This window comes from Jiulongibacter sediminis, from assembly GCF_001306455.1.
GTDB classification, from domain to species: Bacteria; Bacteroidota; Bacteroidia; order Cytophagales; family Spirosomataceae; genus Jiulongibacter; species Jiulongibacter sediminis.
Genome location: NZ_LGTQ01000010.1, coordinates 299327 through 321286, shown reverse-complemented (window position 1 = coordinate 321286; position 21960 = coordinate 299327). Strand labels below are relative to the sequence as shown.

Genomic DNA, 21960 nt, shown 5'->3' with positions numbered 1-21960 from the left:
AGACTTGATATAGATCAAGAAATGGATTTGGCCTGTTTATTTCTGATTCGGCTCAGGGTTTCGGGCGTCATGCCGAGCATAGAGGCGAGGTGATTGAGTGGAACCTGATTGAAAAGTTGAGGATTAAAGCTGTGCAATTGCAGATACCGTTCCTCAGCATTGAGTCCAAGGTGAGAAACCACTCTATTCTCCAAAACGGTGAAGCATTTGGCTAGAAACATTTTCTCAAGAGTATCCCAACGAGCCACCTTTCCTGAAATCTGGTCAAAATTTTCTTTCGAGATAGTAAGCATTTCCACAGCTGTGATGGCCTGATAGTTGACTTTAGAGGTTTTCTCAAACAGAAAACCGGAGAGATCAACGGCAAAATATCCGGAGGTAGAAAACCATTTGGTGATTTCCTTGCCATTGAGGTACAGAAACTCTCTCAGGATACCACTTTCCACAAAACCCATTTGCCTCACGAGCTGACCTTCCTTTAGGAAATACTCACCTTTGGCCAGACTTCTGGGCTTAAAGAAGCCTTCGATGTGCCCGAATTCTTCTTCAATGAATCCGAAAGTTTCTATGATATGTTTTTTTAGGGCAGACATTTTAGCTCTGATAGGAAATTGTGTTTTATGAGGACAAATTGAGCTCTATTCAGAGCTTTGCTCAATCCATTTTATAACGATTTCTTTCAATTCCTCCTGTGCCGCTTTTATGTCTTCCATATTTTTAAAACCGGCTATTGCTCTGTCATTTTCCTTCCAAACCAGCAGTTTGGAGTCGGTCTGAATCAGTTTTTGTTTTGGCTGTTCCAGTTTTTTTGCTCCACGGTGAAAAATCAGTTGTATCTGCTTTGGTGGCTGAATTTTCATCGTTATTCGATCGGCATCCTGAAACGTATAATTCGGGCCGTTCCACTTGATGTTTTCATTAAGACCTTTTGATGATCCCAGAATTATCTCCCGCAATAGTTGAATTTCGAATCGAAGTGGGTGATTGAGGCTGTCAAGAAAGATGGTGACTTCAGGGTTTAGGCTATTCATTTTTTTAAATAAGTAATTGATTTCGCTCAAGCAAAGGCGAACTCGCCAATAAAACTACCCAATTTTTTGCTTCTTAACCCAGATCAATGCAAACGGTTTGTACCCCGGATAATTTTGCTCTCAGTTAAAAACAAAAACAAAGAAAAATGAAAGCAATTGAATGTTCAAAGTACGGATCTCCTGAGCACCTGATTCTCAGTGAAATTGAAAAGCCCAGCCCGAAAGACGATGAAGTATTGATACGGATCAAAGCCACTGCAGTGACCACAAGTGATGTTCTCATTCGTGGGTTAATTGCCTCTCCGGTAGCGAAGTTCATTGTTCAGCTTATTTTCGGTTTTGGAAAGCCCAGAAACCCTGTTTTGGGAATGGTCTCGGCAGGAGTTATTGAGTCCAAAGGAAAGAATGTCACTCGTTTTAATATCGGCGACGAAGTATTCGCTTACGGTTCTGTTTCTCCAACCAAACGACGTTTTGGTTCCTATGCAGAGTATATCTGTCTTCCCGAGGACTGGAATCTTGCTCTGAAACCGTCAAACTTGACTTTTCAGGAAGCTGCGGCCATCCCTTACGGTGGGTTGCTGGCAAAGCACCTGCTTAAAAAGACTACTATTAAGCCCGGAGATGAGGTTCTCATTTATGGAGCATCTGGCAGTATAGGCACTATGGCGATTCAATTGGCCAAACTGGTGGGAGCAAGAGTTACCAGTGTATGTAGCGAAAAGAATTTTGATCTTGTCAGATCATTAGGAAGTGATGAAACCATTGATTACACCACTGATAACGCTACAGAGGACTTAGGAACCTACAAGTATGTCATTGATGCTGTAGGCAATTCTAAAACGTCTGAATTGAAAAAGAAGAGCAAGGAGTCGCTATTGCCGGAAGGCAAATACATCTCCATTGATCATGGTACTCCGCTAACCCCAAAAGAGGCCTTTTTGCAGTTGAAGAGCCTGGCCGAAGAAAAGAAGATCAGGCCTGTTATTGATCAGGTCTTTCCTTTGGAAAAAATGGCGGAAGCTCATACCTATGTAGAGAAAGGGCACAAAAGAGGAAACGTGGTGATTGCCGTCTAATCTTTCTTTGGTGAGGAAGCCATTCTCTTTCTGATTCGGCTGAGTGATTCAGGCTTTACACCGATATAACTCGCAATCTGGTATTGAGGAATACGCTGAATAAGACTTGGTCTTGACTGAACTAACTTCTGATAGCGTTTCTCCGGGGAGTCGGTATAATAGGAGGAGAGGGCTTCCTTTTGTTCTGCCAGTGCCGACTCCATAATGGTTCTGGAGATAGTTTGAAACTGGGGAAAACGTTCGAAGAGAGCCTGAGCCTGCTGCTCGTCACCTGCAACGACAGTTGTATCTTCAGCACAGACCCAATAATGGGTGGAGGGTTTGCCCGGGCTCAAACCATTCAGGGAAATTGCCCATTGATCTTCCGTGAAGAAATTGGTGGTTTTTTCTTCTCCTTCCAGAAGGACGTACTCACGAATACAGCCTTCTAACACGAAATAGGTTTTGGAGGCAATCTGACCCTCTCTGACCAGAAAATCCCCTTTTTGAAACGATCTGGTTTGCATACTTTGGGCTATACCCTCAGCCTCTTCTACGGTGAGCGGTGAGATGCTTGAAAAGTATTCTACGAATCTGTTCTTCATAATGAAGTTTAAATTAGGGAATCCTGATTGGTTAAGCCAGAATTCTTTCTATCTAAACTGTTTCGGTTTGCAGCTTTGGCTGGCGTTTCTGGCAATTTCAAGAATACGCTTTTGTCTGGTTTTCTCGGTTTTGGCTGATATGACCCAATAGAGCAATATCTTTTTATCCGATTTACTCAGGTTGTCAAAAAATGTGGCTGCTCTCTCATGCTTATCTAACTCTTCTTTTAGTTCGGCTGGTATAATCAGTGCTTCTACTGCATCCAGAAACGACCATGAACCATTTTCTTTTGCGATTTTGATGCTAACATGGCCCGCTTCCTGCATTAGCCCCTGCTCGGTAAGCATTTTTACTTTCTCTTTATTGACTCTTGACCAATTGCTTTTTGGTTTACGCTTGCAGAAGTATTGGATATACTTTTCGTCGTCAACTTTTCTCTTGGTGCTGTCTATCCAACCAAAACACAAAGCTTCATCGACGGCATCACTCCAGCTCAGATTATAGTTAGGGGAGCCTTTTCTAAAAAACTCAAGCCAAACTGAATCTTCTTTGACATGATTTTCTTCAAGCCATTCTCGCCAATGGGCCTTGTTTTCAGGGTTAAAGGTTTTCATAGAACTTTAAATTTGGACTACTTTGTGTTACCATTTCTGGTGAAGAATCATAGTTTTATTGAAGCTTCTATGGTCTTACAAATCTCGTCCCGGTAAGCCTCATTTTTGATTTCAAGACCAGTGGCCTCAGCATTCAGCTTATATTTTTTATTGGTGTATAAATCTATGATCAAAGGCTCAAGGTTACCGAAGGATATTTTGCTGATATTAACTCCCAGAGGTCCCAAACCTTTCTTATGAATGATTTTATTCCAAACAAACTGGTCAATAATGTGAGGAATAATTAAAGAAGCACACCCATACTTTATGGCGGTATGTGTGGTTCCGGAGCCACCATGATGTATCATGGCAAACAGTTTCGGGCATATCCAATCGTACGGAATACGGTCTGCAAAATGAAAAAGCTCTTTGTTGTAGTTTTCAGGCTGAACTAAGCCACCAGAAGCTGTATTGATGATCGCAGGAATTTTGTTTCTCTCCAGGATATCCAAAAGGATTTCCGTCTTCTTCAGCGGGTCGGTATTGATCATGCTTCCAAAAGTTGCCAGAATCACCTTTGGATGATTACTGAGGAAGGTTTCGAGTTCTTTTGAGGGACTCCAGTGCAATGTTTTTTTTCTTTCGTGATAACCTAAAACCCGGAGTTTTTCACTCCAATAGTCAGGTCTTTGAAAAAGAGAAGGAGAAACGGTGTAGATGACTTGCTCCTCAAATAGAGCTTTTTTAATTTCTCTAGTGCTTAATTGTTTTGGTTTCGCCAGCGATTTCAGCGAACCTGAAATGGTTTTGATCAGACCGAAATTGGCCAGATCGTATGTCAGTTTATTAAGAAAAGGCCCGAAGTTTCGGTTAAAGGCTAAATGAGAATGGTCTTTTACATAGTGTAAATAGGGTACAGGGCTGACCAGAAAACGCTTTTCTTTATTTTCTGTTCCCCAGATAACCGGGTACATTGTTTTGCCATTATGAACAATCCTGTCGGGATTTTCCTTCTCAATAACGCTTTCCTGCTTCAGAATCATAGCCTTGTTGATCTCCTTCTGCATGGAAGCGAGTTTCAAAAGAGCCCTTATTTTTTTGAAGCCAAATCTTCCGCCACCCATCACTGTAACACCGACCGGACTATTGAGCATCTCAATAAACTCGGTGCCTAGTGAGGCGAATTCAAAACCCGAATCTTCAGCGAGTGACCTGAATTGCTCGGGAAAAAGGCAAATAACTTTATGTCCCCGCTCCTGCAGGATTTCAGCTATCGCCAGAAAGGGCTCCATATCGCCTCTGGTGCCAATGGATGTGAGAATTATTTTCATGACTTTATCAGTAACATCAATTTCAGGTGTTCAGTGATAAAGTTAATGAATCTTGGGAATGACAGAGGTTTTGCTATTATCCGTTTCGTTCTTTCGGGTTCTTTTTAATCGTCCTGATCACTCTTTTTTGAGTATACTCACGATTCGGTCATAAGCGTTTTCCAGTTTCAACCAGAAGATTTCTTTACCACTGGTATTCACAAACTGAACCACCACGGTATCAATATCCTCCTCGTACCTGGCAATACTGGTATAACCGCTAAGCCAACCAGTATGTTCGTAGACATAGACCGAAGAATACAGGGCCTGTTCTTCCGGAGATAAAAGAGAACCGTCTATCAAGGCCCGTAAAAACAGGCCGACATCTTCTGCGGTGGCTACCATAGAACCACCTGGTCGTGTATAGTCATTTGCTTTTAAATCCGGCTCATGGCCCTTATAATAGCCACTCATTACCTTTTCAGGATCCACTTCACTATACAAGCTGTAGGTGTTATTCAGGCCAAGTGGAAGAAGGATTTCGTTTTTGATGTAAAGATGGTGAGAGTAACCGAGGGTTCTGTCCAGAATTTCACCGATGAGCAGATAATTGGTATTTGAGTATTTATACTTCTGGTCAGGTTTAAAATCTGCCGGTTGGTCATAGATTATAGATGCAGTAGCCAGATAGCTTTCTTCAGGGTCATGATTGACGAAATCGGGATGGTATATAAACTCCGGAATCCCGCTTCGGTGCTGTAGCAATAACCTCAGCGTAATGACATCTGCATTTTCAATTTTTCCGGAAACTTCAGGGATAAGCTGATTAAGGTGATCATCTAAAGAAAGCTGACCGGCAGCAACCAGCTTTACCGTTGCCGCTGCAATATATAGCTTGCTGATGCTGGCTATTTTAAAGAGGGCATGAGGATCGGCCGGAATCTTGTTTTTACGGTTTTTCCATCCGGCACTGTAAAGTTTAGATTCATTTCCCTGATTGACGTACACGATCATTCCGTCAAATTCTTTTTCTACCAGGTGACTAATTTCGGTATCAAGGGTGTCGGAAAGAGGTCGCAGATCCAATACACAGCCTTGCATAAAGAGAAGTGAACTTAGCAGTACTATCTGAAGCATTTTTCTTTGCAATTTCATTTTGTTCAACATGATTTTTTCTGAAAGTCAGTGAATGCGGGAAAGGTCTCAGGGTGAAACCGTTGCTTTAGCTATTTCAATGGCCACATTGCCTCTCTTTCTTCCTCTCTCCACATAGGTGTGGGCCTCTGTCAGATTGGTGAAAGGGAAAACCTTGTCAATGTATGGTCTGATCTTTCCCTGTTCGGCCAGTTCAATCAGTTCGTCTAAGTGCTCCTGCTCAGGTTTGGTGATGGAGGTGACCGACACAAACTGCCCCCCCGGCTTTAAAACCTCAGATGCCTTTGATTTAGAAGTTTTGCCAACAGCGTCGATAACGATATCAAATTGTTGACCCAGAGTTGAATAATCTTCCCGGCGATAGTCAAGAACCGTACCGGCTCCCAAGGTTTTCATCATTTCACTGTTCGATTGACTGCAAACAGCCGTAACCTCGGCCTCGTAGGCTCCGGCTATCTGAACTGCAAAGCTTCCTACACTTCCGGAGGCTCCGTAGACCAATACTTTTTGTCCTTTTGCCAGCTTGGCCTTCTTGAGTAAATAAAGGGCTGTCATTCCCCCAACCGGCAGAGCAGCGGCTTCTTTAAAATTCAGATTTTGAGGTTTATGTGCCAGTACACCTTTTTTTCTATCCTCCGGGATACAAATGTATTCGGCATACGCACCGGAGGGCAACTGGGTGGGAGTGGCCAGAATGGCATCACCCACCTGGTATCGGGTAACGTTTTCGCCTACCGCTTCCACGATTCCTGAAAGCTCATGTCCAAGGATTTTCTTTTTTGGATAAAACAGGCCAAACATCAGACGGGCTATGAGCCAGGCTACCGGTGGGAAATCAGAGCTTCTTAGCCGTACATCACCGGAGGTCACCGTGGTGGCCTTAATTCTGACCAGAATCTCATTTTCTTTTGGTTTTGGTTTTTCCAGATTCACCAGTTCCAGAACTTCAGGTGAACCATATTTTTGGTAGATAAATGCTTTCATTTCATTGATCGTTTAATTCCTCATTTAGATTATTATCTAATTATCAAAGTCCGTTTACAAACTGGCGGAAGGATTGAATAAATAGTTCCTGTTCTTCGATATACCCTTCATGAGCACTGTTTTCAAGGATGACCATCTGTTTTTGATTAAATTCAGGTCCTCCGATATGCTCATAGGCATCATAGCCCATTTCAATGGTATTCACTCCATCATGCCGTCCCCAGATGACAAGAGTTGGTACCCTGATACGCTTCATGTCCTGGCTCAGGTTCAATTCCAGAATATTGAATCGCGGTCTCAGGTATTTGCCATTGAAAAAGAGGGCTAGTGACAGGTAAGAATTCATGGTGCCCAGAGCTCCCACCACTGGCCCCTGAACCACCTGATCCGGGTTTTTACGGTAGGCATTGGTTTTGCTCAGGTAGCCATCATATTTGAAATAATTTTCTTTAACGGTCATATCCGGTGCAGTAGCACACCAATCTCTCGCCTCAGTCCAATAGGCGGTGTCCTGCCTCTTTTCAATTTGCTGTTCAGCAAAGTTTTTTACAAAAAGCACTGATTTCGGGAGCCCTTCCACCAGATTATGACCGCTGTCCATACAAATAAACCCATCAATTTTTTCCTGTAGATCTGCAGTACTCAGGTAAGCACTGCCCAAGGCTCCACCCCAGCTGATGCCATAAAAAATAATCCTTGGTTCATTATATCGTAACCTAAGGGTTTCCACCACGAGGTCAAGATCTTCCACAAATTGTTCGACTGTGAAGGTTGAGGCTTCCGGGTTTCCCATGGAAAGGCCGGAGCCCCGCTGGTCCCAGTAGGCAAAGGCATAATCTTTTTCCAATTCCTGTGAGACCGGCATGAAAGAGGGGAGAGAGGCATTTCCGCCCGGCCCTCCATGTAGAAAAAGAATGAAAGTGCCGGATTCGACATTTCCCTTTACAAAAACAGGCATTTCGGCTCCGGCATTGCGGATAAAGAAATGGTCGCCCTCATAAAAGCTTTCCTTTTGACAGGCCGTAAACAGGACTGCCATCAACAGGTTAAGTAAAAGCACTGTTCTTTTCATGGTTGTTGCAGTTGATAAGTTAAACCAATTTTGGCTGCCAGGTGAGGCAGATAGGTATGGTTGAAAGAGGACTGCAGATAGACTTGCGGTCCAAAATGAAGCATCAAGGGCTGTTGCTTGTTTTTTCCGGGGTGCAAGCCGATTTGCAAAGAAGAATTCGGCATAAAGTGAGAATGCCATCGGTTTGAAGCCGCTTGTATATCCCCATTTTCTGTTTTTTCAAAGAGATCTCCATCGGGCCGTGTGTGCATATAACCGATTCCAAGGCTAAAATCTGTGAATACCGGCCCCATATGAATTCTGAAGCCGATGCCTGAGGTTAAAAAGGCCGCCGAATTGTTCCATCGGTGCCGGTACCCGCCCAGGTCGGTGTCCCAGTGAATTGTCAGCCATTTATTTTTAGAGACCGTGTAGTCCAGACCAACGGTCAGCCCCGGATGGAGAACTAATTCACCAAAATATCCGGCTTTCAGAGCTAGACGGTTTTGTGGTCGGTCGGGGTGCTCTTCCTTCCACTCCTGTGCAAGAACAGTTAGTGAGAACAGCAGACAAACCATGGGTAGTAATTGTAGACGTTTCATACTTGTTTTGTTTTTCTGCTGCAAAGGAAAGAAAGCGTTGTGGCCCGGAGGTTCGGGATTTCAAAGAAGACGTTCAGATTTATGATTCCGAACATTTACAGGTTTCAGTTTTTCAGAAACTCACGGGGCGTTTGTCCGGTATGCTGCTTAAAGTAAGTATTGAAAACGGTCTTGGAGTTAAATCCACATTCGTAGGCGAGGCCCACAATAGTAAAATTGGCGTTTATTGGGTCTTTCGCAATTCGCTTGAATTCCTCCACTCTGTACTGATTGACAAAGCTATTGAAGTTCTTTCCAAGGCCTTCATTCAGCACCAGAGAGAGTTGATTCGGGGAAAGATTCAATGGATGGGCGAGTGACTTTAAACTCAGGTTTTCGTCCAAAAAAGGTTTTTCGTGGTCCATCAATTCCAACAATTGCTGACCATAAAACTGAATCTGTTCTTCGTCAAGCAACGCTTTTTTTGCCGGGTTCGAGGGCTCTGAAGTCGTTTCCTCCTGACTTCGGCCTTCTGATTTGAAGATGGTTTCCAGCATGCCTGACCGCGGATCTTCAGACAGCCGTCGGAAAGCCGGTATTTCACGATAAAAGTTGAGATAATATTTGCCGGCAGCAATGTCTTTTTCCAGTTCAGCAAAGGCCTGATCCAGATTGCCCAGGTAAATGGGAATCATCACCAGGGGGTTTTCCTCAGCAGCCAGATGAAAATTTTGTGGCCGACTTTGACATCGATTCAGGTATTCCAGGGCTTTATCTGCCTCTCCCGCTGCAGCATATACGATACCAATACCGGCCTCATACTCCGCTGTCTTTGTCGGCGATACAGGAAAAGTTTTGTAATGGAGAATGGCCTCGTTATATCGCTGCAACCGGAATAAAATGGTGCCTTTCAGACCATAAGCATTTGCATGGTACGGTGAAACTGCCAGTAATTTATTTACTTCTTCAAGGGCCTCTTCATATCGGCCCATCCGCTGAAGGGCAGAAGCCAGATAGTACCGGTGTGAGCTGGTGAGCGGGTCCAGCTCCATGGCTTTCCTGATCCGCGATAATGATCTTTCATGATGGCCTGAGATAATGTCCATTACAGAGCCCCCCAATAGGGCATTGACGTAGTTCGGACGATTTTTCAGGGCAATTTCCAGATAAGAGACAGCGGTGTCCAGGTCTTTTTCAAAAAAATAATGGACCATTCCAATGGCATAATTGGCCTCCGGATCTTTTGGGTCAGACTGCAGAGCTCTTAGAGCAGCCTCTCTGGATTTGGTGAATGCTTCCTTACCGGGAATGGCATTTATCAACCCCAGGTAGCCGTAATAAATGGCTTGTGAAGCATGATAAAACGGACATTCCGGATCGATGGCAATGGCATTTTCTATTTCCTCCAAAGCGGTAAACAGGTCGGCCTTTTGGAATTTCGCAAAGCTGGATTTGCTTCTGAGGTAACATTCATAGGCACTGACATCTGTTTTTTGGTGATCTGTTTGTTCCTCTATTTCAAAATGGCCGATTTGTTCCCTGAGTTTTTCGGCAATCAGCAGGCTGATTTCGTCCTGCACTTCAAAAATATTATCCAGTTGCCGGTCCCAGGTTTCAGACCAGAAATGAAAGTCTTCTTCGGCATCAATCAACTGAGCGGTAATCCGGATTGCTTTCCCGGACAATCGCACACTACCTTCCAGTAAGGTGGAAACTCCGAGTTCTTTTCCTATTTCTGTTATCGGAATGTTTTTCCCTTTGAAATGAAAGGCAGAGGTTCGAGAAGTCACTTTTAATTCATCGATTTTCGCCAGTGCGTTGATGATTTCCTCCGTAATGCCATCGCTGAAGAATTCATTCTCCATGTCCGTGCTCATGTTCACGAAGGGAAGTACGGCGATTCTGGTTTTATCCGCGATGTTGGGTGTAATCTTCAAATCCGGAGGTAGTGGCCGCAGTTTTGAAAAGAGGCCTTCACAATAAAGTTTTAAATGAACATTGCTAAAAGCAGTTTCCGAACGAAAGATAGTGTTTTTTTGGTGGTAAAAGGAGTTAAAGTTGAGGTGAGAAGTGTTGAAAGTCATTTTTGGGTGACCTCTTTTATTCACTTGTCCCACGTAATCCGAAAAAGATCTCTGGTTAGAGTTCAAAGATATTCCCTGGCTCCGAGTCTTTGGTTTTCATGATTTGCCTTCAGGTCTTGTGCAGCTCTTCCGAAAGATTCGGGAGGTCTTTTTTAATTCAAAAGACCGAAATCTGATCAGTTTCTGGAATTTTTGAATGCATTTTTTACCATAAACCTCCTTAGGTACACCTTTGATTTCTTTCTGAACATAAAAATTTTTATTTCAGGATATCTTTTGGTGTTCAGTATTTTGTCACAAACTCAATCACTTCTTTTTTGAAATTTTCAGGATCACTGATATATGGTTCGTGGCTTGAGTTGGGCAAAAGTTTGTAAAACTTGTGGCTATCTTCTGTGCCGAATTGGGTGAAAACTTCCTTACCCTCCTCCGGGGCAATAAGATCATCATACCTTCCCCATATAAGTAGAGAAGGAATGGTGATCTGAGAAACAATCGAAATGAGGTTTGTGCCTTCAGCGTCTTCATTGAGATGATTATTGACCTTTTCAAGATTTGATGATAAATAGGCAGGAAAAGGGTTATAGCTTGAAAAAAAACCGATGCCCAGATATTGACGTAAAGATAATGCAGCTCTTTCTTCGGGAAGGATGATTTCGCCCGGCCAGCCTATAAAACTTCTCCATTTGTTTTTCTGCTCCCCCGTACTGATGACCGGATTGTCTTCTGCCCATACCAAAGCGTTGGTCCAATGCTCTATTTTGTTTCCCAGAGACAGTTCCTCTTTGGCCAGATTGATCAAAAAAGTTCTTCGGTATTGCCAGCTCAGGTCATAGTCGAAATTATAGGCACCATCTACGGAAATCCATCCACTGATTTTTTGCTGAAACTGGTCTGTTAATAAATAATTTGCACCGATAAAGCCCCCAAAACTTGCACCCATCAGATAGATTTTCGGCTGGTCGTATTGTTCTGCCAGTACAGTGATGATTTGATCTAAATCTTCAACATACTGTTTAATAGTCAGGGTATTATCATTAATATTTCCCTGGGCATTTCCGCATCCACGCTGATCATAGTAGACCATGGCAAAATTGGTCTCCAGCCCCTCTGACCAGCCAAACATATCGGCTCTGGCGATGTCAAGACTGGTGGCTCCGGGGCCTCCATTGATGTAAATAATGAATTTTTTGGAGGTTGTATTTCCTCTGACCCAAACCGGGAGTTCAGCTCCTTTATTTTTAATATAGAAAAAGGAGTTTTCCTGTGAATCTACCTTGAATTTTTCGCAGGAAAACAATAAAGGTAGGATGGCCATTAAGGCCAGGTAGTTCAATCGTTTCATTTACAAATGTTGTTTGATTCCTAATTCAAGAGCAAAATAGCCAGTGACAGAAGGGAAACCGGGAGCAGCGAGAAGTAGTTGAGGTTTAACAAAGTAAGAAGCCTGTTTTTTTTTGATCGAACGCAGCCCTTTCCCAAAGACCAGAAAGACATTGGAAGACAAATACGAATGGCTGGCGGTTACTTGCCGAATTTCGGAGTCATGTACCTCAAAACTATTTGGAATCAGGGTTTTCAGGTAACCAAGACCAGCTCCCATTTCAATAAATTTGCCTTTTTTTTGATGTCTTTGGTAGCTGATTTCAGGAATAAAAAACAGGCCTGTCTGATACCGTTTGTGGTAGAAAAAACCAATGCCAGTACTGAGTATAATACTTTTTTGTATGACTTTCGGGTTGTTTCCTTTCCATGTTTTTAATGGAAATCCGGCATTAAGTTTGAAACCGGGATGCGTCAGCATTTCGCCGAAATAAGAAAAGGAGAGAGAATTGATTTTCCCAGGATGTGCCTGTAACTGAGTCATTGCAATGACTCCGATCAGGAGAGGTAATAGCTTCATTTTTCATTTTTTTTCAAAATTAGGAAGCCCTTGCCTGGTAGGATTGTAAAAAATCGTCAAGACCACTTTTTTTTAAAATAGGCTTCCTGAATTCCCATTTTGAGAGAGGCTAACTGGCCGGGGGTGAGGCCTGAGAACTTACTTACTTCCTTAATAAAATGAGCCTGATCGTAATAATTGAAACTACTACCCGAATTATAGCTCCGGAAAGATTTTTGTCCTGAAAGAAATTGCTTTTGAAAGCGTAAAAGTGAGCAGTATTTTTTGGGTGTCAAACCCATATTTTTCCGAAATTTTCGCTCGATTGTACTCGCAGATATTGAAAAAAGAGAGGGGAGCTCACCGATAACACAAGCCCCATTAAGCTCATCAATGTAACGGATAATATCTTCAAAAACCGGGTCGGAATCGATGGTAACAAAGGTCAGGTAATCGGTAAAAAAGGAAGTGATTTTTTCAATCCGCTCTTCTTGTGATTTTGCCATGAAGACTTCCCTTTCCAGTTTTGAAACAGATTTGCCGAAGCAAATAGTAGGATGAAGGCAATTATTGATGGTTTCAGACATTTTAATCAGACTTAACCGGTAGAAACGTGATACTTTGAAACGAATTCCGATAACCGGACTTTCCTGAACCGAACATACCTGAGGGGTCGTTCTAAGCCCGGCCAACTGTGTTTTTTTTCTCTTATATTCACCGGTTCCGGGAAGATACCGGACCATTACAGAAGGCGTAAAAATGAGTTCAATGGATAGATCAGGAACCAATAAATGTTTTCCTTTTTCCGGATGAATTTCGGCATAGTTCTCCCACCAGATACAATCAATATATTCAGCCAGGTGTTCAGGAGGTTTAATTTCGTGATATTCCCAGTTCATTTTGTTCGCTTCAAATAAGAGGAGAACGCCCAGAAATAATCCACCGTATTCAAATCTCCGTCAATTCAGGAAAATTCATCCAATCATGAGGGTAACTTCAGAGAACTATTCCGGTTTGCCAAAATTGGTAAAAAGGACACGCCTTTCAGTTTCTGTTCAGAGAAAAACGATGGAGAAAACGATCATATGAAGTATCCAGAAAGGAAGCATGAGTAGGTAAGGTTCTGGATTTCGGCCGTTTTTTTTATCCATCAGAATCAGACTGATCAGCAATAGAAACAAGATGCTGTAAACGACGAATTGGGCCAGTACATCAGAAAAGTCGAACCAGAAAGGAAATATCCGTCCAACGGTGGGACTGATAAAAATCAGGGCTGTTCCAATCATGTACCGCATATGCAGAGTGGCCTTTGAGCGGTAATAAATTCCCAGCGTATAAAAGGAAATCAGTAGAATAGAATCGGAAAGTGGGAAAAATAAATTATTAGGGCGATCTGAACCCGCCAGACTGATCATCTGGGGAATAAAGGAAAGAATCAGCAAAGGGAAAATAACATAAGAGGCCTTGCCTATTTTCCGGTGAAGGTCTACTCTCCGGTTTCGGATCATCAGAGGCTGAATAATCAGCATAAGAATCCATATCATAGCGATGCCGGCATGAATTTGCACAAAAAAGGCGGTTTCGCTAAAGGTCGGAAACTGATTGAAGTAGGTTTTATAAAAACCAAAAAAAGTTAGAGGGATGAGTAGTAGCAGGAAATACCCCAGATTACGGTATGCTTTTTCCATGGTTGATTGGGTTAGAGGTTAAATTAAAATGATAATCTCTTGATGTACATGGAGGTCGTAGCTTTGGGCTTCCCTTTTTTCTTCTATGCGGGCCAAAGTCCGTAAAAAGAAGTAGCCATTATTTCATCTTTAAAAAACGGGCGGCGTTACCATAAAAAATGCCCTCTTTTTCCTCAGTGCTTAAAAAATCCAGGCTATTGAGAAACTGAATGGACTGCTCAATTGCATGAGGCCAGACCATCTGATCAGAACCAAACATCACGCGGTCGAGATAACCCGCATGTTGAGCATTTTTTAAAAATTCAGTTACGGTTCGCTGAGTATTGGGTTCCACCCATAACATTACGGCGATATCGGTGTACAACTGAGGGTAATAGGCCATCATCCGAAGGGCATGCTCATGCCATTCTTCGCCCCCGTTATGCATCAGGTAGATTCTTAGTTTCGGGTAGTTGACTAGTACGTCTTCGATGAGGTAGGGGTCTCCCTTGATAAGGCGGGCTTTGGGCGACCAGGAGTAAGTGCCACCCGGGTCACCTCCTCCGGTATGTACTGCCACCGGAATGTCGTATTTTTCACAAAGACGTAAATAGGGCTGCCAGATTTCATCACTAAGAGTGGTGCCGCTGTAATAGGCTCCGATTTCACCGAAAATCTCAATTTTCTTATCTAGGATCATTTGTTCAAACTGAAGGCTGTCAAGGCCATAGTCGTCCGGTGAAAAGATGAGAAGGCCACGGATCACCCGGTCAGGGTCGTGTGCCGCCCAGTGTTCTACACTTTCCGGATTGCCACTTACAGCGGCTTTTACAATGTTCCATTTCCGAAAGGCTTCAAAGGTTTCTTTCAGATGTTCTTCCGCATTGGCGGCTCCTTTATTGCCATAGAAATCGCTGGAAGGCTCCCGCTCCCCAAAGTCATTTTCAGAATAAGAATGAACGTGCATGTCAATAATTCTGGACTGCGATAAAGCAGACCCGGCGGTCAGAAATAGAGCAGTCAGGATGTTTCCAACCAAGAGAAAGATAGCTTTTGCCCGTAAGGTTGAAATTGGTTTCATAGCAATGGTTTTTAGAGGTTCGTTACGGGTGGTGGAATTGTGCCTTTGAAGATTTACAAATCTTTTTATTCAAAGGGCGCGTGAACGTAAAGCAATATAACTTATTCCTGATCGAATTGTATGATTTCGTGTCTTCAAAACGGGAGGTATTGTCGTTTTTTTTACTGAGTGGTAAGAAGAGGGATCAAAATGACGATGACCACCTTCGGGCCTTTCCCGATGGCAGAAAGTCAATCAGGCACTTGGTTCTGTCATCTGATCGGAATAAAAGGCAAGAGGAGTGGAAAAGGAGGTGTTTCTTTTTTCTTGAGAATGGGTATTGGTATGAAAGCCCAATATCCCTCTGTCTTAAGATACTAAAATACTCTTGTTTACTTAATCTTTCTAAACGGGAAGAATTAGGGCCAAATAATTCTTTGGGAAGAGAATCATAAGGCCAAAACAAGAGAGCGGTGTGTAAGACTCATCAAAAAACAGGAAGTGAATATTAATTTGGCCAGGTCTTTAGTTTATCCACAAAACGGTTGAGAGCGAATCAGATATTGTTTGACTTCTGGGTGAGAAGTGCCTTCGAATAACGGAGGTTCTATTAATTTTTCTGGTGTTTAAGTATTTTGACAATTCGCTTATTCACAATTTCGGAAAGATTCCAATTATACAATTTGGAGTCCGTTGTACTATAGAATTCAACGGTAACCGCGTCAATGTCTTCATGATACTTTGCAAAGCTCTGATAGCCGGGCACCCAGCCTCCATGTTCATATTCATAAACCGACGAATAGATTTCCTGCTCTCCCGGTTCAAAAACAGACCCGTCATTTAAAGCCCGAATGAAAATGCCCACGTCTTCAGCGGTAGCAAGCATGCCGTGTTCATCAGCTTTTAAGTCATGAGGATGCCCCACATGGTAGCCACTCATTACATCGTCCAGATTCACTTCTTTCAGAGAGCCAAAGGTATGTTTGAGCTCAAGGGGTTTCAGGATTTCTTCGCGAATGAATTCAAAATTGGGGTACCCGAGTTCATTATCCATGATTTTATTGATCAGCAGGTAGTTTGTATTGCAGTATTCGTAATCATCTCCGGGCTCAAAATTGGCTGGTTGGTCAAGTATCAGGGCTAGACTTTCTTCAAAGCTTTGGGTGGGAGATGCCCAGAAATTCGGGGTATCGGTAAAATTGGGAAGTCCGCTTCTGTGCTGAATCATCAAACGCAAGGTGATTTTATCTGCGTTTTCTATTCGGCTTGTAAGATTCGGAAAGTAATCCGCGATGGTCTTGTCCAGCGAGAGCCTTCCGTCATGTACCAGTTTGGTTACAGCAACGGCATCATAAAGCTTGCTGATGCTGGCTATTTTAAACAAGGCATCCGGTTTGGCGGGTATTTTCAGTTCTTTGTTATACCATCCGGCTGCAAAAGATTGAGCGGGCTGGCCCGCCTTGTCGATGTAGACGAGCATTCCTTCAAAACCATGTCCGATGGCCTGTTCCATTTGTTCCTGAACAGTATCAGGAAGGGGCAGTATCCAGGCTTTCACTAAAAGCCATGGAACAAAAAACAGGGATACTCCTGTGCTCACAAATAAGACAATTCTAATGATCAGTGTTTTTTGTTTTTTATTCATTGCAATGCGGAGCAAAAAAGCCTGCCCGTTTTTTAAGATTGATGGTTATGAGTTTACCGCAATATACTATACGTTTTTTAGAGATGCTCTTTGACTCCTTTGTACCAGTAATAAAGCCCAAACAGGGCCGTCACGATGGCAAACATGATCCCGTTTTCGCCCAGCCAGTGTTCAGTACCTTTTACTTCACTGGTAAGAGGCGGCATTATTTTTTGAATATAAACATTGCTCACGGCATGAAAAAGGACAGCGGGCCAAAGGCTTCTCGATTTGAAGGTGAAATAGGTCATGATGAATGACATGGAGATAATCACAACGAAAAAGGAGATGAACTCAAGAAGCATATTATTGCTGTAATAAACCAGGAGGGGCCAATGCCAGGCCGCCCAAACAAGCCCACTTACCACGGAGACCCCTGTAAACGAGAGCACCTTTCTTAGCTCCCAGATGAAAAATCCTCTCCAGCCGATTTCTTCTCCTAAAGTGGTGGCTGAGGCTCTGATGACTTCCACAGTCCCTGTCAAAATTATTGCGATGACCACAATAGAAGTGGTATTTAAAGTCCGGATACCAAACAAACCCAGTTCCGTTCCCCATTCCGCAATTGTTTCTCTATCGGCCAGCTCTCCTAAACCAAAACTCCAGATGAATAGGTAAGTCAGCAGACCATAAAGGGCAGGAATGATGTACGATAACCAAAGATATTTCCCGCTTTCCCATGTCCAGGGAAGAGATGAAATAGACCGGCCTCTGATTTTCAGGGTTAGAAAGGCGGCGATAGCCGGGCACCACATGATAGCTCCCACGTAAATACGGGAAGGGTATAAATTCACCAAAGCATAATGAAAAGGAGAGGTCAACGTGAACACCAGTACGAGAAACAGAAATATGGTTTTCCAGACTTCCTTACGTTCGGCTTGATTGATCATTCGGATTTCAAAATTTTAAACAAAGGTCGGCTTCCCATTTTTAGGGTTCATTGACTTAGGTTAAGAAAGGAAGGATTTACCTAAAAAAATGAGTTTGTTAAATTCAATAAGAAAGGAGCTTACAGCAGGTAAAATATGCTATAAATCATTCCGAGGTTAAACCCTGCATGACAGAAGATGGCTCCCATCAGTGAACCAGACAGACTCTTAGCTCTGAAGAAAAGAATACTGACAACGAACATACCCACCACCCATATGAGTGTCGGAAAAGGGTGAAAATGCCAGGTACCGCTTATGAAAACAAGTCCGAAATGAGCAATATGGGTGAGGGAAAAAGCTAAACTATCTATAATGGAAGCCTTTTTCTCTCCAATCGATCGTGCAAAACTGCCGTGAACTATTCCCCGAAAGAATAGCTCTTCTCCAATTGGGCTAAAAATCATTCCTGTTACGGCCATGGTGACGAATAATATCAGTTTGTCGTTTCCTGATATTCCTTGGGGGATGTTGTAAGATTTGCCGATGTAGACGTACCAGTTTTGAAAGGTACCTCTATATATGGCTTTGCCGATGATAAAAAGTAGAAAGCTAAAGGCTAAACCAGCAATTAATGACATGAGTAAGCCGCCAATGTTTTTAGTCCCTATAATTCCGATTTCCTTACGGCCATTTCTGTTTAAAAAGATGAAAGGAACAATCGCAGAGATGAGCATTATTGCCCCGATAGGGCCATAATTTCCGGTTTGATTTGCATTGAGAACCAATACGAATCGGGGTATGCAGATCAGAAGTATCAGGAAGAATCCAAACTTCCAATCGAATTTGAAAAGCTTCCTCCAAAATGGTTTTAGAGCCGGGTCATGCGTTGATCTCTTTTGGGAGTTTTCCATTTTTGGTGGCAATGGTTTTGTGTTTCTTGTTATCGTTTTGACCAGTAAAATGCAGGTTTTAGTCCTTCTGGGGTTCGACGGAGATATATCTGTTTGTTCGGGGAATTCATTTCATTCAAAGCATTACCCTATCCAAAACTTTTAGAATTAATGACAAAGTAAAAGCTTCTTAGGCAACCCTTCAGGTTTGAAGTTATGGACCCGTCTTTTTTATTTTCAGGGAGTTCATGATTTCTTTCGCAGTCGGCGTCCATTCCTCAATACTCTTTCTGGTGCAGTTAAAAGTGCAAAGAAGTAATTGACCGTCTAAGTCTGTGAAGAACATTAAATTATAAATTTCGGTATCAATAGCCGGAGTTATCAATTCTAAATAGCCAACTTTTCTGCCATCAATCGTTTTCACGCCACTGTCTTTCCATTCGGCCGATGGATAAAGGTTCTTAAAAGTCCGAACAAAGTTGTCTTTATAGACGGGAATTAGTTGTTGGCTTGCCGGACTTTGAGTGAGGTTTAAAGCCACATTAATTCCGCCCGACTCGTTAGAATAGACCAGAGTTGGTCTTCGCTCTGATGGATACTTTAATTGCATTAATTCTTCAGACATGATATCGAAGTCCTTCGGTACTTTAAGCTCTACTTTGTCATTCAGTAAGAGTTTAGTTTCTAAATCAATAACTACAGTAAAAGCTGTCGCTAGTAAGATGGTTAAAAATGTAAGTCCGATTGTTTTGATTCTGTTCATAGTTTCTTTTTTACTTATTCGTGCGGATGATTTCCGTTCAACTAGTTACCTGGAGTAGTTGAATTTGCAAGTAAGCCCAAACTTTTCGATTTTCTGGCAAGACGTATATCAGGGAGAGGAAAAACCAGAAGTTGACCTGACAAAACAGATCATATTCAAACCAGAGATGAAAGACGGAGTCTTCCGGAGCGTTTCGGATTTTATCGAATTCAGCCCCGCTATTTTTTTGGTATTCTTCAGGAGAAACACCATGAACCCTTGCCCTGTTTTCCAGAAATGCTTGCCAGGTTTCTCCGCTAAGATCCCCGTCCATCAGAGCCTCTCGGGCAATGATCACCTCACCTTTCAGACCCGTTTCTCTAAAGGTGGGTGTCAGAGCGTCACCATTCAGGATATGATAAATCATCGATTCAATTCTTTAAATAAAGCCCAGTTAAAGCCGGGGAAACCTTCGTCCTGAAATCCTTTGTAAATACTGACCACTGTTTCTGTAGAATTAATAAAGTAGTAGGTTCCCCCACCGGCCCACCATCCCCCACAGGCCGTAGAAGCATTCTCCGGAATTTCCATCGATTGGTATTGTTCGGGGTTGATGATTTCTGCTGTACCATCCATGCTGTCCAGGGGGAAGACTTTTCCATCATATTCCACCGAGAGGTAAGACCTGGGCTGATAGTCCAATTCCTCAACTTTGATTTTAAATTCCGGCTCGCTTTTGTCGACTACTTCCCCTGAGGTGGGTACTTCAGGTGTGGTGTTGTTTATTTGAAGGGTATCGCTCAGTCTGGTTTCTTCATCATTTTGCGGGGAAGAACAGGCATAGATCAAAAGGGCTGTGAACAGGAGGCTAATTGATTTTTTCATGGTCTTAAAGGGAGGGTTGGTTCAGAAATAGAAATCCATTGGGTTTGTCTGTCACTCCGAAATCCTGTACGGAATAGTCGTTCAGGTCAATGACGCTTAGGTGCTTGTCCAGAGCATTGACCACAAAGGCTTTGCTTTGATCAGGACTTATTTTGACGCAGATCGGAGCTTTGCCGGTTTTTATTTTTTGCAAAACTCTGCCGCTGGCCCGATCAATAACGAGCACCTGATTATCATAAGGGCAAGGAGCCAGTAGCCATTTTTCGTCCGGACTGAAACAGGTATAAATGATTTGTTTGACACCCAGGTCGGTATAGTGCTGCACCACTTCCAGTGTCTCGGTGTTCAGGAGATAAAGTTCATTTACACAGCTGAGGAGAATCTGACTTTCGTCTTTCGTCAGTGCCAGTCCCCGTAAAGCAGAGGTAACAGGAAAATGAGCCAGCTCTTCTCCCGTTTCGGGATCAATGGTATATAGTCCATTGGTGCCGGCCATTAGATACAAAAGGGAGCCATCATTTGAAAACAGAAAATTATGGGTTCCGGCAGGGATAGCGAAACTGCGTTGGATTTGTCCGTTCCGAGGATCCATAATTAGCATGGCATTGCCATATTCCACATTTACGTACAGCTGATTCTCGTGACCGGGCCGAAGCTTTACCCCATGCGGCCCCTTGCTGGAATCGGCCGGAAAGTCCCTTCTGAGGGTACTCCAACTGCGGCTTTCTGAAATTTTTTTTGGATCAATTACGGCCAGGCTGCTGCCCGGAATTCCAATAGTGTTGTCGTAATCTTCCACCCCAAAATTACTGACATAGGCCTGTTTCAGCGTGGCATCCCATTCTATTTCATGCGGGTTATATCCTACTTTTACGCTGTCCAGTAGTTTGCCTTCATGATCGAACCGCTTGACCTGCCCTTTGCCTTGTTCTACCACCAGCACCTGATACTCTGATACAGCACCTTCTTCCGGTCTCGACTGACAAGCAAGATTCGTCAAAATCAACGGAATGAATAGTGGAAACAGAGTTGGTTTCATTCAAGGAAATTTGGGTACACTAAATATACCTTATTTCCGGCTCAAAACCATGAGGGTTTAAATGACTTCAAAGCCCAAAACTATCGGGGCTCAGGGCTGGGGACGCTCTTCTCGATGTCAACATTATGATAACTTCTGATTTTCCATTCGCCACCCTCCTTTTTTAAGACCTGCAGCAACCGGGTGCGTAGCCGTCCCTGTTCATCCGGAGCTACCCCTTCAAAGGGAATTGGGGAAGACATCCCACTGACCCAGATTAGGGTCTCCAGAATAGCGACATCCTGATTGATAAATTGCATCGAAACAATATTCTGCGTCATAGTCGTGCCTTTGAAGACACCTTTGAAAATGAAATCATGACGGAGTAAGAATTCCTCGTAGCCTTTGTAAAACAAACCCAGAACATTGGTAAAGGTACCATCTTCAGCAAAATGCTCTGAGTAGGCTTTCGCATCTCCTTTGTTCCAGGCAAGAGTTTCGTCAAGAATGATTTTTTCCAGAGCAAGGCTATCTTGCCTGCTTTGAGCCGGGCTACTTAGGGAGATAAGAAACGTTAGGAAGGTAGCAAAAAGGGCGAGGGTGAACTTCATTATTTCTATTTAATAATTTCGTCAATACGTCTAATGTGAAACAAGATCCAAAGGTAAAAATATGAATTGGTTTGATAGCCCGTAAATGAATGGTTATATGAATTAGTACTAAACGTAATCAGCTGACACAAAACCCGAGATCTACATTACTAGAACTTAAGGTAATCCGAGAAGAATAGGACGAGCTTTTTACTCCTGA

The 21960-nt window shown here is 43.0% G+C and carries 24 protein-coding genes; 1 reads left to right on the top strand and 23 read right to left on the bottom strand.

Annotation, left to right across the window (positions count from 1 at the left end; all coding sequences use genetic code 11):
• Positions 1–14 precede the first annotated feature (14 nt).
• Positions 15–593 (bottom strand): Crp/Fnr family transcriptional regulator, encoded by a 579-nt coding sequence (locus AFM12_RS14480; RefSeq protein WP_055149460.1) that lies wholly within the window; start codon positions 591–593, stop codon positions 15–17.
• Between the two features lie 45 nt (positions 594–638).
• Positions 639–1031, bottom strand: a complete 393-nt coding sequence (locus tag AFM12_RS14475) for a DUF1801 domain-containing protein (RefSeq protein WP_055149458.1) — start codon at positions 1029–1031, stop codon at positions 639–641.
• 146 nt (positions 1032–1177) lie between these two features.
• Here AFM12_RS14475 and AFM12_RS14470 point away from each other — a divergent pair, with 146 nt between their 5' ends.
• Positions 1178–2110: an NAD(P)-dependent alcohol dehydrogenase gene (locus AFM12_RS14470; protein WP_055149456.1), complete on the top strand. Its 933-nt coding sequence runs from the start codon at positions 1178–1180 to the stop codon at positions 2108–2110.
• On the opposite strand, the gene AFM12_RS14465 is transcribed toward AFM12_RS14470, so the two are convergent.
• From AFM12_RS14465 to AFM12_RS14365, 21 genes are all read right to left on the bottom strand, one after another.
• On the bottom strand, positions 2107–2694 hold the full coding sequence (locus AFM12_RS14465) for a Crp/Fnr family transcriptional regulator (protein ID WP_055149454.1): 588 nt from the start codon (positions 2692–2694) through the stop codon (positions 2107–2109). The genes AFM12_RS14470 and AFM12_RS14465 overlap by 4 nt on opposite strands.
• A gap of 48 nt (positions 2695–2742) precedes the next feature.
• Positions 2743–3309, bottom strand: a complete 567-nt coding sequence (locus tag AFM12_RS14460; RefSeq protein ID WP_055149452.1) for a YdeI/OmpD-associated family protein — start codon at positions 3307–3309, stop codon at positions 2743–2745.
• A gap of 47 nt (positions 3310–3356) precedes the next feature.
• The gene (locus AFM12_RS14455) at positions 3357–4619 is read right to left on the bottom strand and encodes a glycosyltransferase (RefSeq protein ID WP_055149450.1); all 1263 of its coding nucleotides are present in this window, start codon (positions 4617–4619) and stop codon (positions 3357–3359) included.
• Positions 4620–4736: 117 nt separating this feature from the next.
• Complete coding sequence (locus AFM12_RS14450; RefSeq protein ID WP_229308512.1) at positions 4737–5735, bottom strand: serine hydrolase domain-containing protein; 999 nt, start codon at positions 5733–5735, stop codon at positions 4737–4739.
• A gap of 66 nt (positions 5736–5801) precedes the next feature.
• The gene (locus AFM12_RS14445; RefSeq protein WP_055149448.1) at positions 5802–6737 is read right to left on the bottom strand and encodes an NAD(P)-dependent alcohol dehydrogenase; all 936 of its coding nucleotides are present in this window, start codon (positions 6735–6737) and stop codon (positions 5802–5804) included.
• 43 nt (positions 6738–6780) lie between these two features.
• A complete protein-coding gene (locus AFM12_RS14440; protein ID WP_055149446.1) occupies positions 6781–7809 on the bottom strand; it encodes an alpha/beta hydrolase in 1029 nt (342 codons plus the stop codon).
• The gene (locus AFM12_RS19720) at positions 7806–8390 is read right to left on the bottom strand and encodes a hypothetical protein (protein WP_055149444.1); all 585 of its coding nucleotides are present in this window, start codon (positions 8388–8390) and stop codon (positions 7806–7808) included. Before AFM12_RS19720 ends, AFM12_RS14440 begins: the two co-directional genes overlap by 4 nt.
• Before the next feature lie 104 nt (positions 8391–8494).
• Positions 8495–10453 (bottom strand): helix-turn-helix domain-containing protein, encoded by a 1959-nt coding sequence (locus tag AFM12_RS14430; protein WP_131458382.1) that lies wholly within the window; start codon positions 10451–10453, stop codon positions 8495–8497.
• A gap of 283 nt (positions 10454–10736) precedes the next feature.
• On the bottom strand, positions 10737–11798 hold the full coding sequence (locus AFM12_RS14425; RefSeq protein ID WP_055149441.1) for an alpha/beta fold hydrolase: 1062 nt from the start codon (positions 11796–11798) through the stop codon (positions 10737–10739).
• Positions 11799–12356, bottom strand: coding sequence for a hypothetical protein (locus AFM12_RS14420; RefSeq protein WP_055149439.1), 558 nt, complete (start codon positions 12354–12356; stop codon positions 11799–11801).
• Between the two features lie 56 nt (positions 12357–12412).
• A complete protein-coding gene (locus AFM12_RS14415; RefSeq protein WP_055149437.1) occupies positions 12413–13234 on the bottom strand; it encodes a helix-turn-helix domain-containing protein in 822 nt (273 codons plus the stop codon).
• Between the two features lie 156 nt (positions 13235–13390).
• Positions 13391–14023 (bottom strand): hypothetical protein, encoded by a 633-nt coding sequence (locus AFM12_RS14410; protein ID WP_055149435.1) that lies wholly within the window; start codon positions 14021–14023, stop codon positions 13391–13393.
• A gap of 118 nt (positions 14024–14141) precedes the next feature.
• Complete coding sequence (locus tag AFM12_RS14405) at positions 14142–15083, bottom strand: amidohydrolase family protein (protein WP_055149433.1); 942 nt, start codon at positions 15081–15083, stop codon at positions 14142–14144.
• Between the two features lie 589 nt (positions 15084–15672).
• Positions 15673–16707 (bottom strand): serine hydrolase domain-containing protein, encoded by a 1035-nt coding sequence (locus tag AFM12_RS14400; protein WP_055149431.1) that lies wholly within the window; start codon positions 16705–16707, stop codon positions 15673–15675.
• A gap of 77 nt (positions 16708–16784) precedes the next feature.
• The gene (locus AFM12_RS14395) at positions 16785–17636 is read right to left on the bottom strand and encodes a CPBP family intramembrane glutamic endopeptidase (protein WP_055149429.1); all 852 of its coding nucleotides are present in this window, start codon (positions 17634–17636) and stop codon (positions 16785–16787) included.
• A gap of 119 nt (positions 17637–17755) precedes the next feature.
• Positions 17756–18526: a CPBP family intramembrane glutamic endopeptidase gene (locus AFM12_RS14390; protein ID WP_055149427.1), complete on the bottom strand. Its 771-nt coding sequence runs from the start codon at positions 18524–18526 to the stop codon at positions 17756–17758.
• Positions 18527–18719: 193 nt separating this feature from the next.
• The gene (locus AFM12_RS14385; RefSeq protein ID WP_055149425.1) at positions 18720–19268 is read right to left on the bottom strand and encodes a hypothetical protein; all 549 of its coding nucleotides are present in this window, start codon (positions 19266–19268) and stop codon (positions 18720–18722) included.
• 37 nt (positions 19269–19305) lie between these two features.
• Complete coding sequence (locus AFM12_RS14380; protein WP_055149423.1) at positions 19306–19674, bottom strand: hypothetical protein; 369 nt, start codon at positions 19672–19674, stop codon at positions 19306–19308.
• Complete coding sequence (locus tag AFM12_RS14375) at positions 19671–20132, bottom strand: hypothetical protein (protein ID WP_055149421.1); 462 nt, start codon at positions 20130–20132, stop codon at positions 19671–19673. Before AFM12_RS14375 ends, AFM12_RS14380 begins: the two co-directional genes overlap by 4 nt.
• Before the next feature lie 4 nt (positions 20133–20136).
• Complete coding sequence (locus AFM12_RS14370; protein WP_055149419.1) at positions 20137–21171, bottom strand: YncE family protein; 1035 nt, start codon at positions 21169–21171, stop codon at positions 20137–20139.
• 80 nt (positions 21172–21251) lie between these two features.
• Positions 21252–21761, bottom strand: a complete 510-nt coding sequence (locus AFM12_RS14365; RefSeq protein WP_055149417.1) for an SgcJ/EcaC family oxidoreductase — start codon at positions 21759–21761, stop codon at positions 21252–21254.
• Positions 21762–21960 lie beyond the last annotated feature (199 nt).

Excerpts from the sequence above, each read along its gene's own strand:
- AFM12_RS14480 (WP_055149460.1), bottom strand. The coding sequence starts at position 593 with ATGTCTGCCCTAAAAAAACATATCATAGAAACTTTCGGATTCATTGAA.
- AFM12_RS14475 (WP_055149458.1), bottom strand. The coding sequence starts at position 1,031 with ATGAATAGCCTAAACCCTGAAGTCACCATCTTTCTTGACAGCCTCAAT.
- AFM12_RS14470 (WP_055149456.1), top strand. The coding sequence starts at position 1,178 with ATGAAAGCAATTGAATGTTCAAAGTACGGATCTCCTGAGCACCTGATT.
- AFM12_RS14465 (WP_055149454.1), bottom strand. The coding sequence starts at position 2,694 with ATGAAGAACAGATTCGTAGAATACTTTTCAAGCATCTCACCGCTCACC.
- AFM12_RS14460 (WP_055149452.1), bottom strand. The coding sequence starts at position 3,309 with ATGAAAACCTTTAACCCTGAAAACAAGGCCCATTGGCGAGAATGGCTT.
- AFM12_RS14455 (WP_055149450.1), bottom strand. The coding sequence starts at position 4,619 with ATGAAAATAATTCTCACATCCATTGGCACCAGAGGCGATATGGAGCCC.
- AFM12_RS14450 (WP_229308512.1), bottom strand. The coding sequence starts at position 5,735 with ATGCTTCAGATAGTACTGCTAAGTTCACTTCTCTTTATGCAAGGCTGT.
- AFM12_RS14445 (WP_055149448.1), bottom strand. The coding sequence starts at position 6,737 with ATGAAAGCATTTATCTACCAAAAATATGGTTCACCTGAAGTTCTGGAA.
- AFM12_RS14440 (WP_055149446.1), bottom strand. The coding sequence starts at position 7,809 with ATGAAAAGAACAGTGCTTTTACTTAACCTGTTGATGGCAGTCCTGTTT.
- AFM12_RS19720 (WP_055149444.1), bottom strand. The coding sequence starts at position 8,390 with ATGAAACGTCTACAATTACTACCCATGGTTTGTCTGCTGTTCTCACTA.
- AFM12_RS14430 (WP_131458382.1), bottom strand. The coding sequence starts at position 10,453 with ATGACTTTCAACACTTCTCACCTCAACTTTAACTCCTTTTACCACCAA.
- AFM12_RS14425 (WP_055149441.1), bottom strand. The coding sequence starts at position 11,798 with ATGAAACGATTGAACTACCTGGCCTTAATGGCCATCCTACCTTTATTG.
- AFM12_RS14420 (WP_055149439.1), bottom strand. The coding sequence starts at position 12,356 with ATGAAGCTATTACCTCTCCTGATCGGAGTCATTGCAATGACTCAGTTA.
- AFM12_RS14415 (WP_055149437.1), bottom strand. The coding sequence starts at position 13,234 with ATGAACTGGGAATATCACGAAATTAAACCTCCTGAACACCTGGCTGAA.
- AFM12_RS14410 (WP_055149435.1), bottom strand. The coding sequence starts at position 14,023 with ATGGAAAAAGCATACCGTAATCTGGGGTATTTCCTGCTACTACTCATC.
- AFM12_RS14405 (WP_055149433.1), bottom strand. The coding sequence starts at position 15,083 with ATGAAACCAATTTCAACCTTACGGGCAAAAGCTATCTTTCTCTTGGTT.
- AFM12_RS14400 (WP_055149431.1), bottom strand. The coding sequence starts at position 16,707 with ATGAATAAAAAACAAAAAACACTGATCATTAGAATTGTCTTATTTGTG.
- AFM12_RS14395 (WP_055149429.1), bottom strand. The coding sequence starts at position 17,636 with ATGATCAATCAAGCCGAACGTAAGGAAGTCTGGAAAACCATATTTCTG.
- AFM12_RS14390 (WP_055149427.1), bottom strand. The coding sequence starts at position 18,526 with ATGGAAAACTCCCAAAAGAGATCAACGCATGACCCGGCTCTAAAACCA.
- AFM12_RS14385 (WP_055149425.1), bottom strand. The coding sequence starts at position 19,268 with ATGAACAGAATCAAAACAATCGGACTTACATTTTTAACCATCTTACTA.
- AFM12_RS14380 (WP_055149423.1), bottom strand. The coding sequence starts at position 19,674 with ATGATTTATCATATCCTGAATGGTGACGCTCTGACACCCACCTTTAGA.
- AFM12_RS14375 (WP_055149421.1), bottom strand. The coding sequence starts at position 20,132 with ATGAAAAAATCAATTAGCCTCCTGTTCACAGCCCTTTTGATCTATGCC.
- AFM12_RS14370 (WP_055149419.1), bottom strand. The coding sequence starts at position 21,171 with ATGAAACCAACTCTGTTTCCACTATTCATTCCGTTGATTTTGACGAAT.
- AFM12_RS14365 (WP_055149417.1), bottom strand. The coding sequence starts at position 21,761 with ATGAAGTTCACCCTCGCCCTTTTTGCTACCTTCCTAACGTTTCTTATC.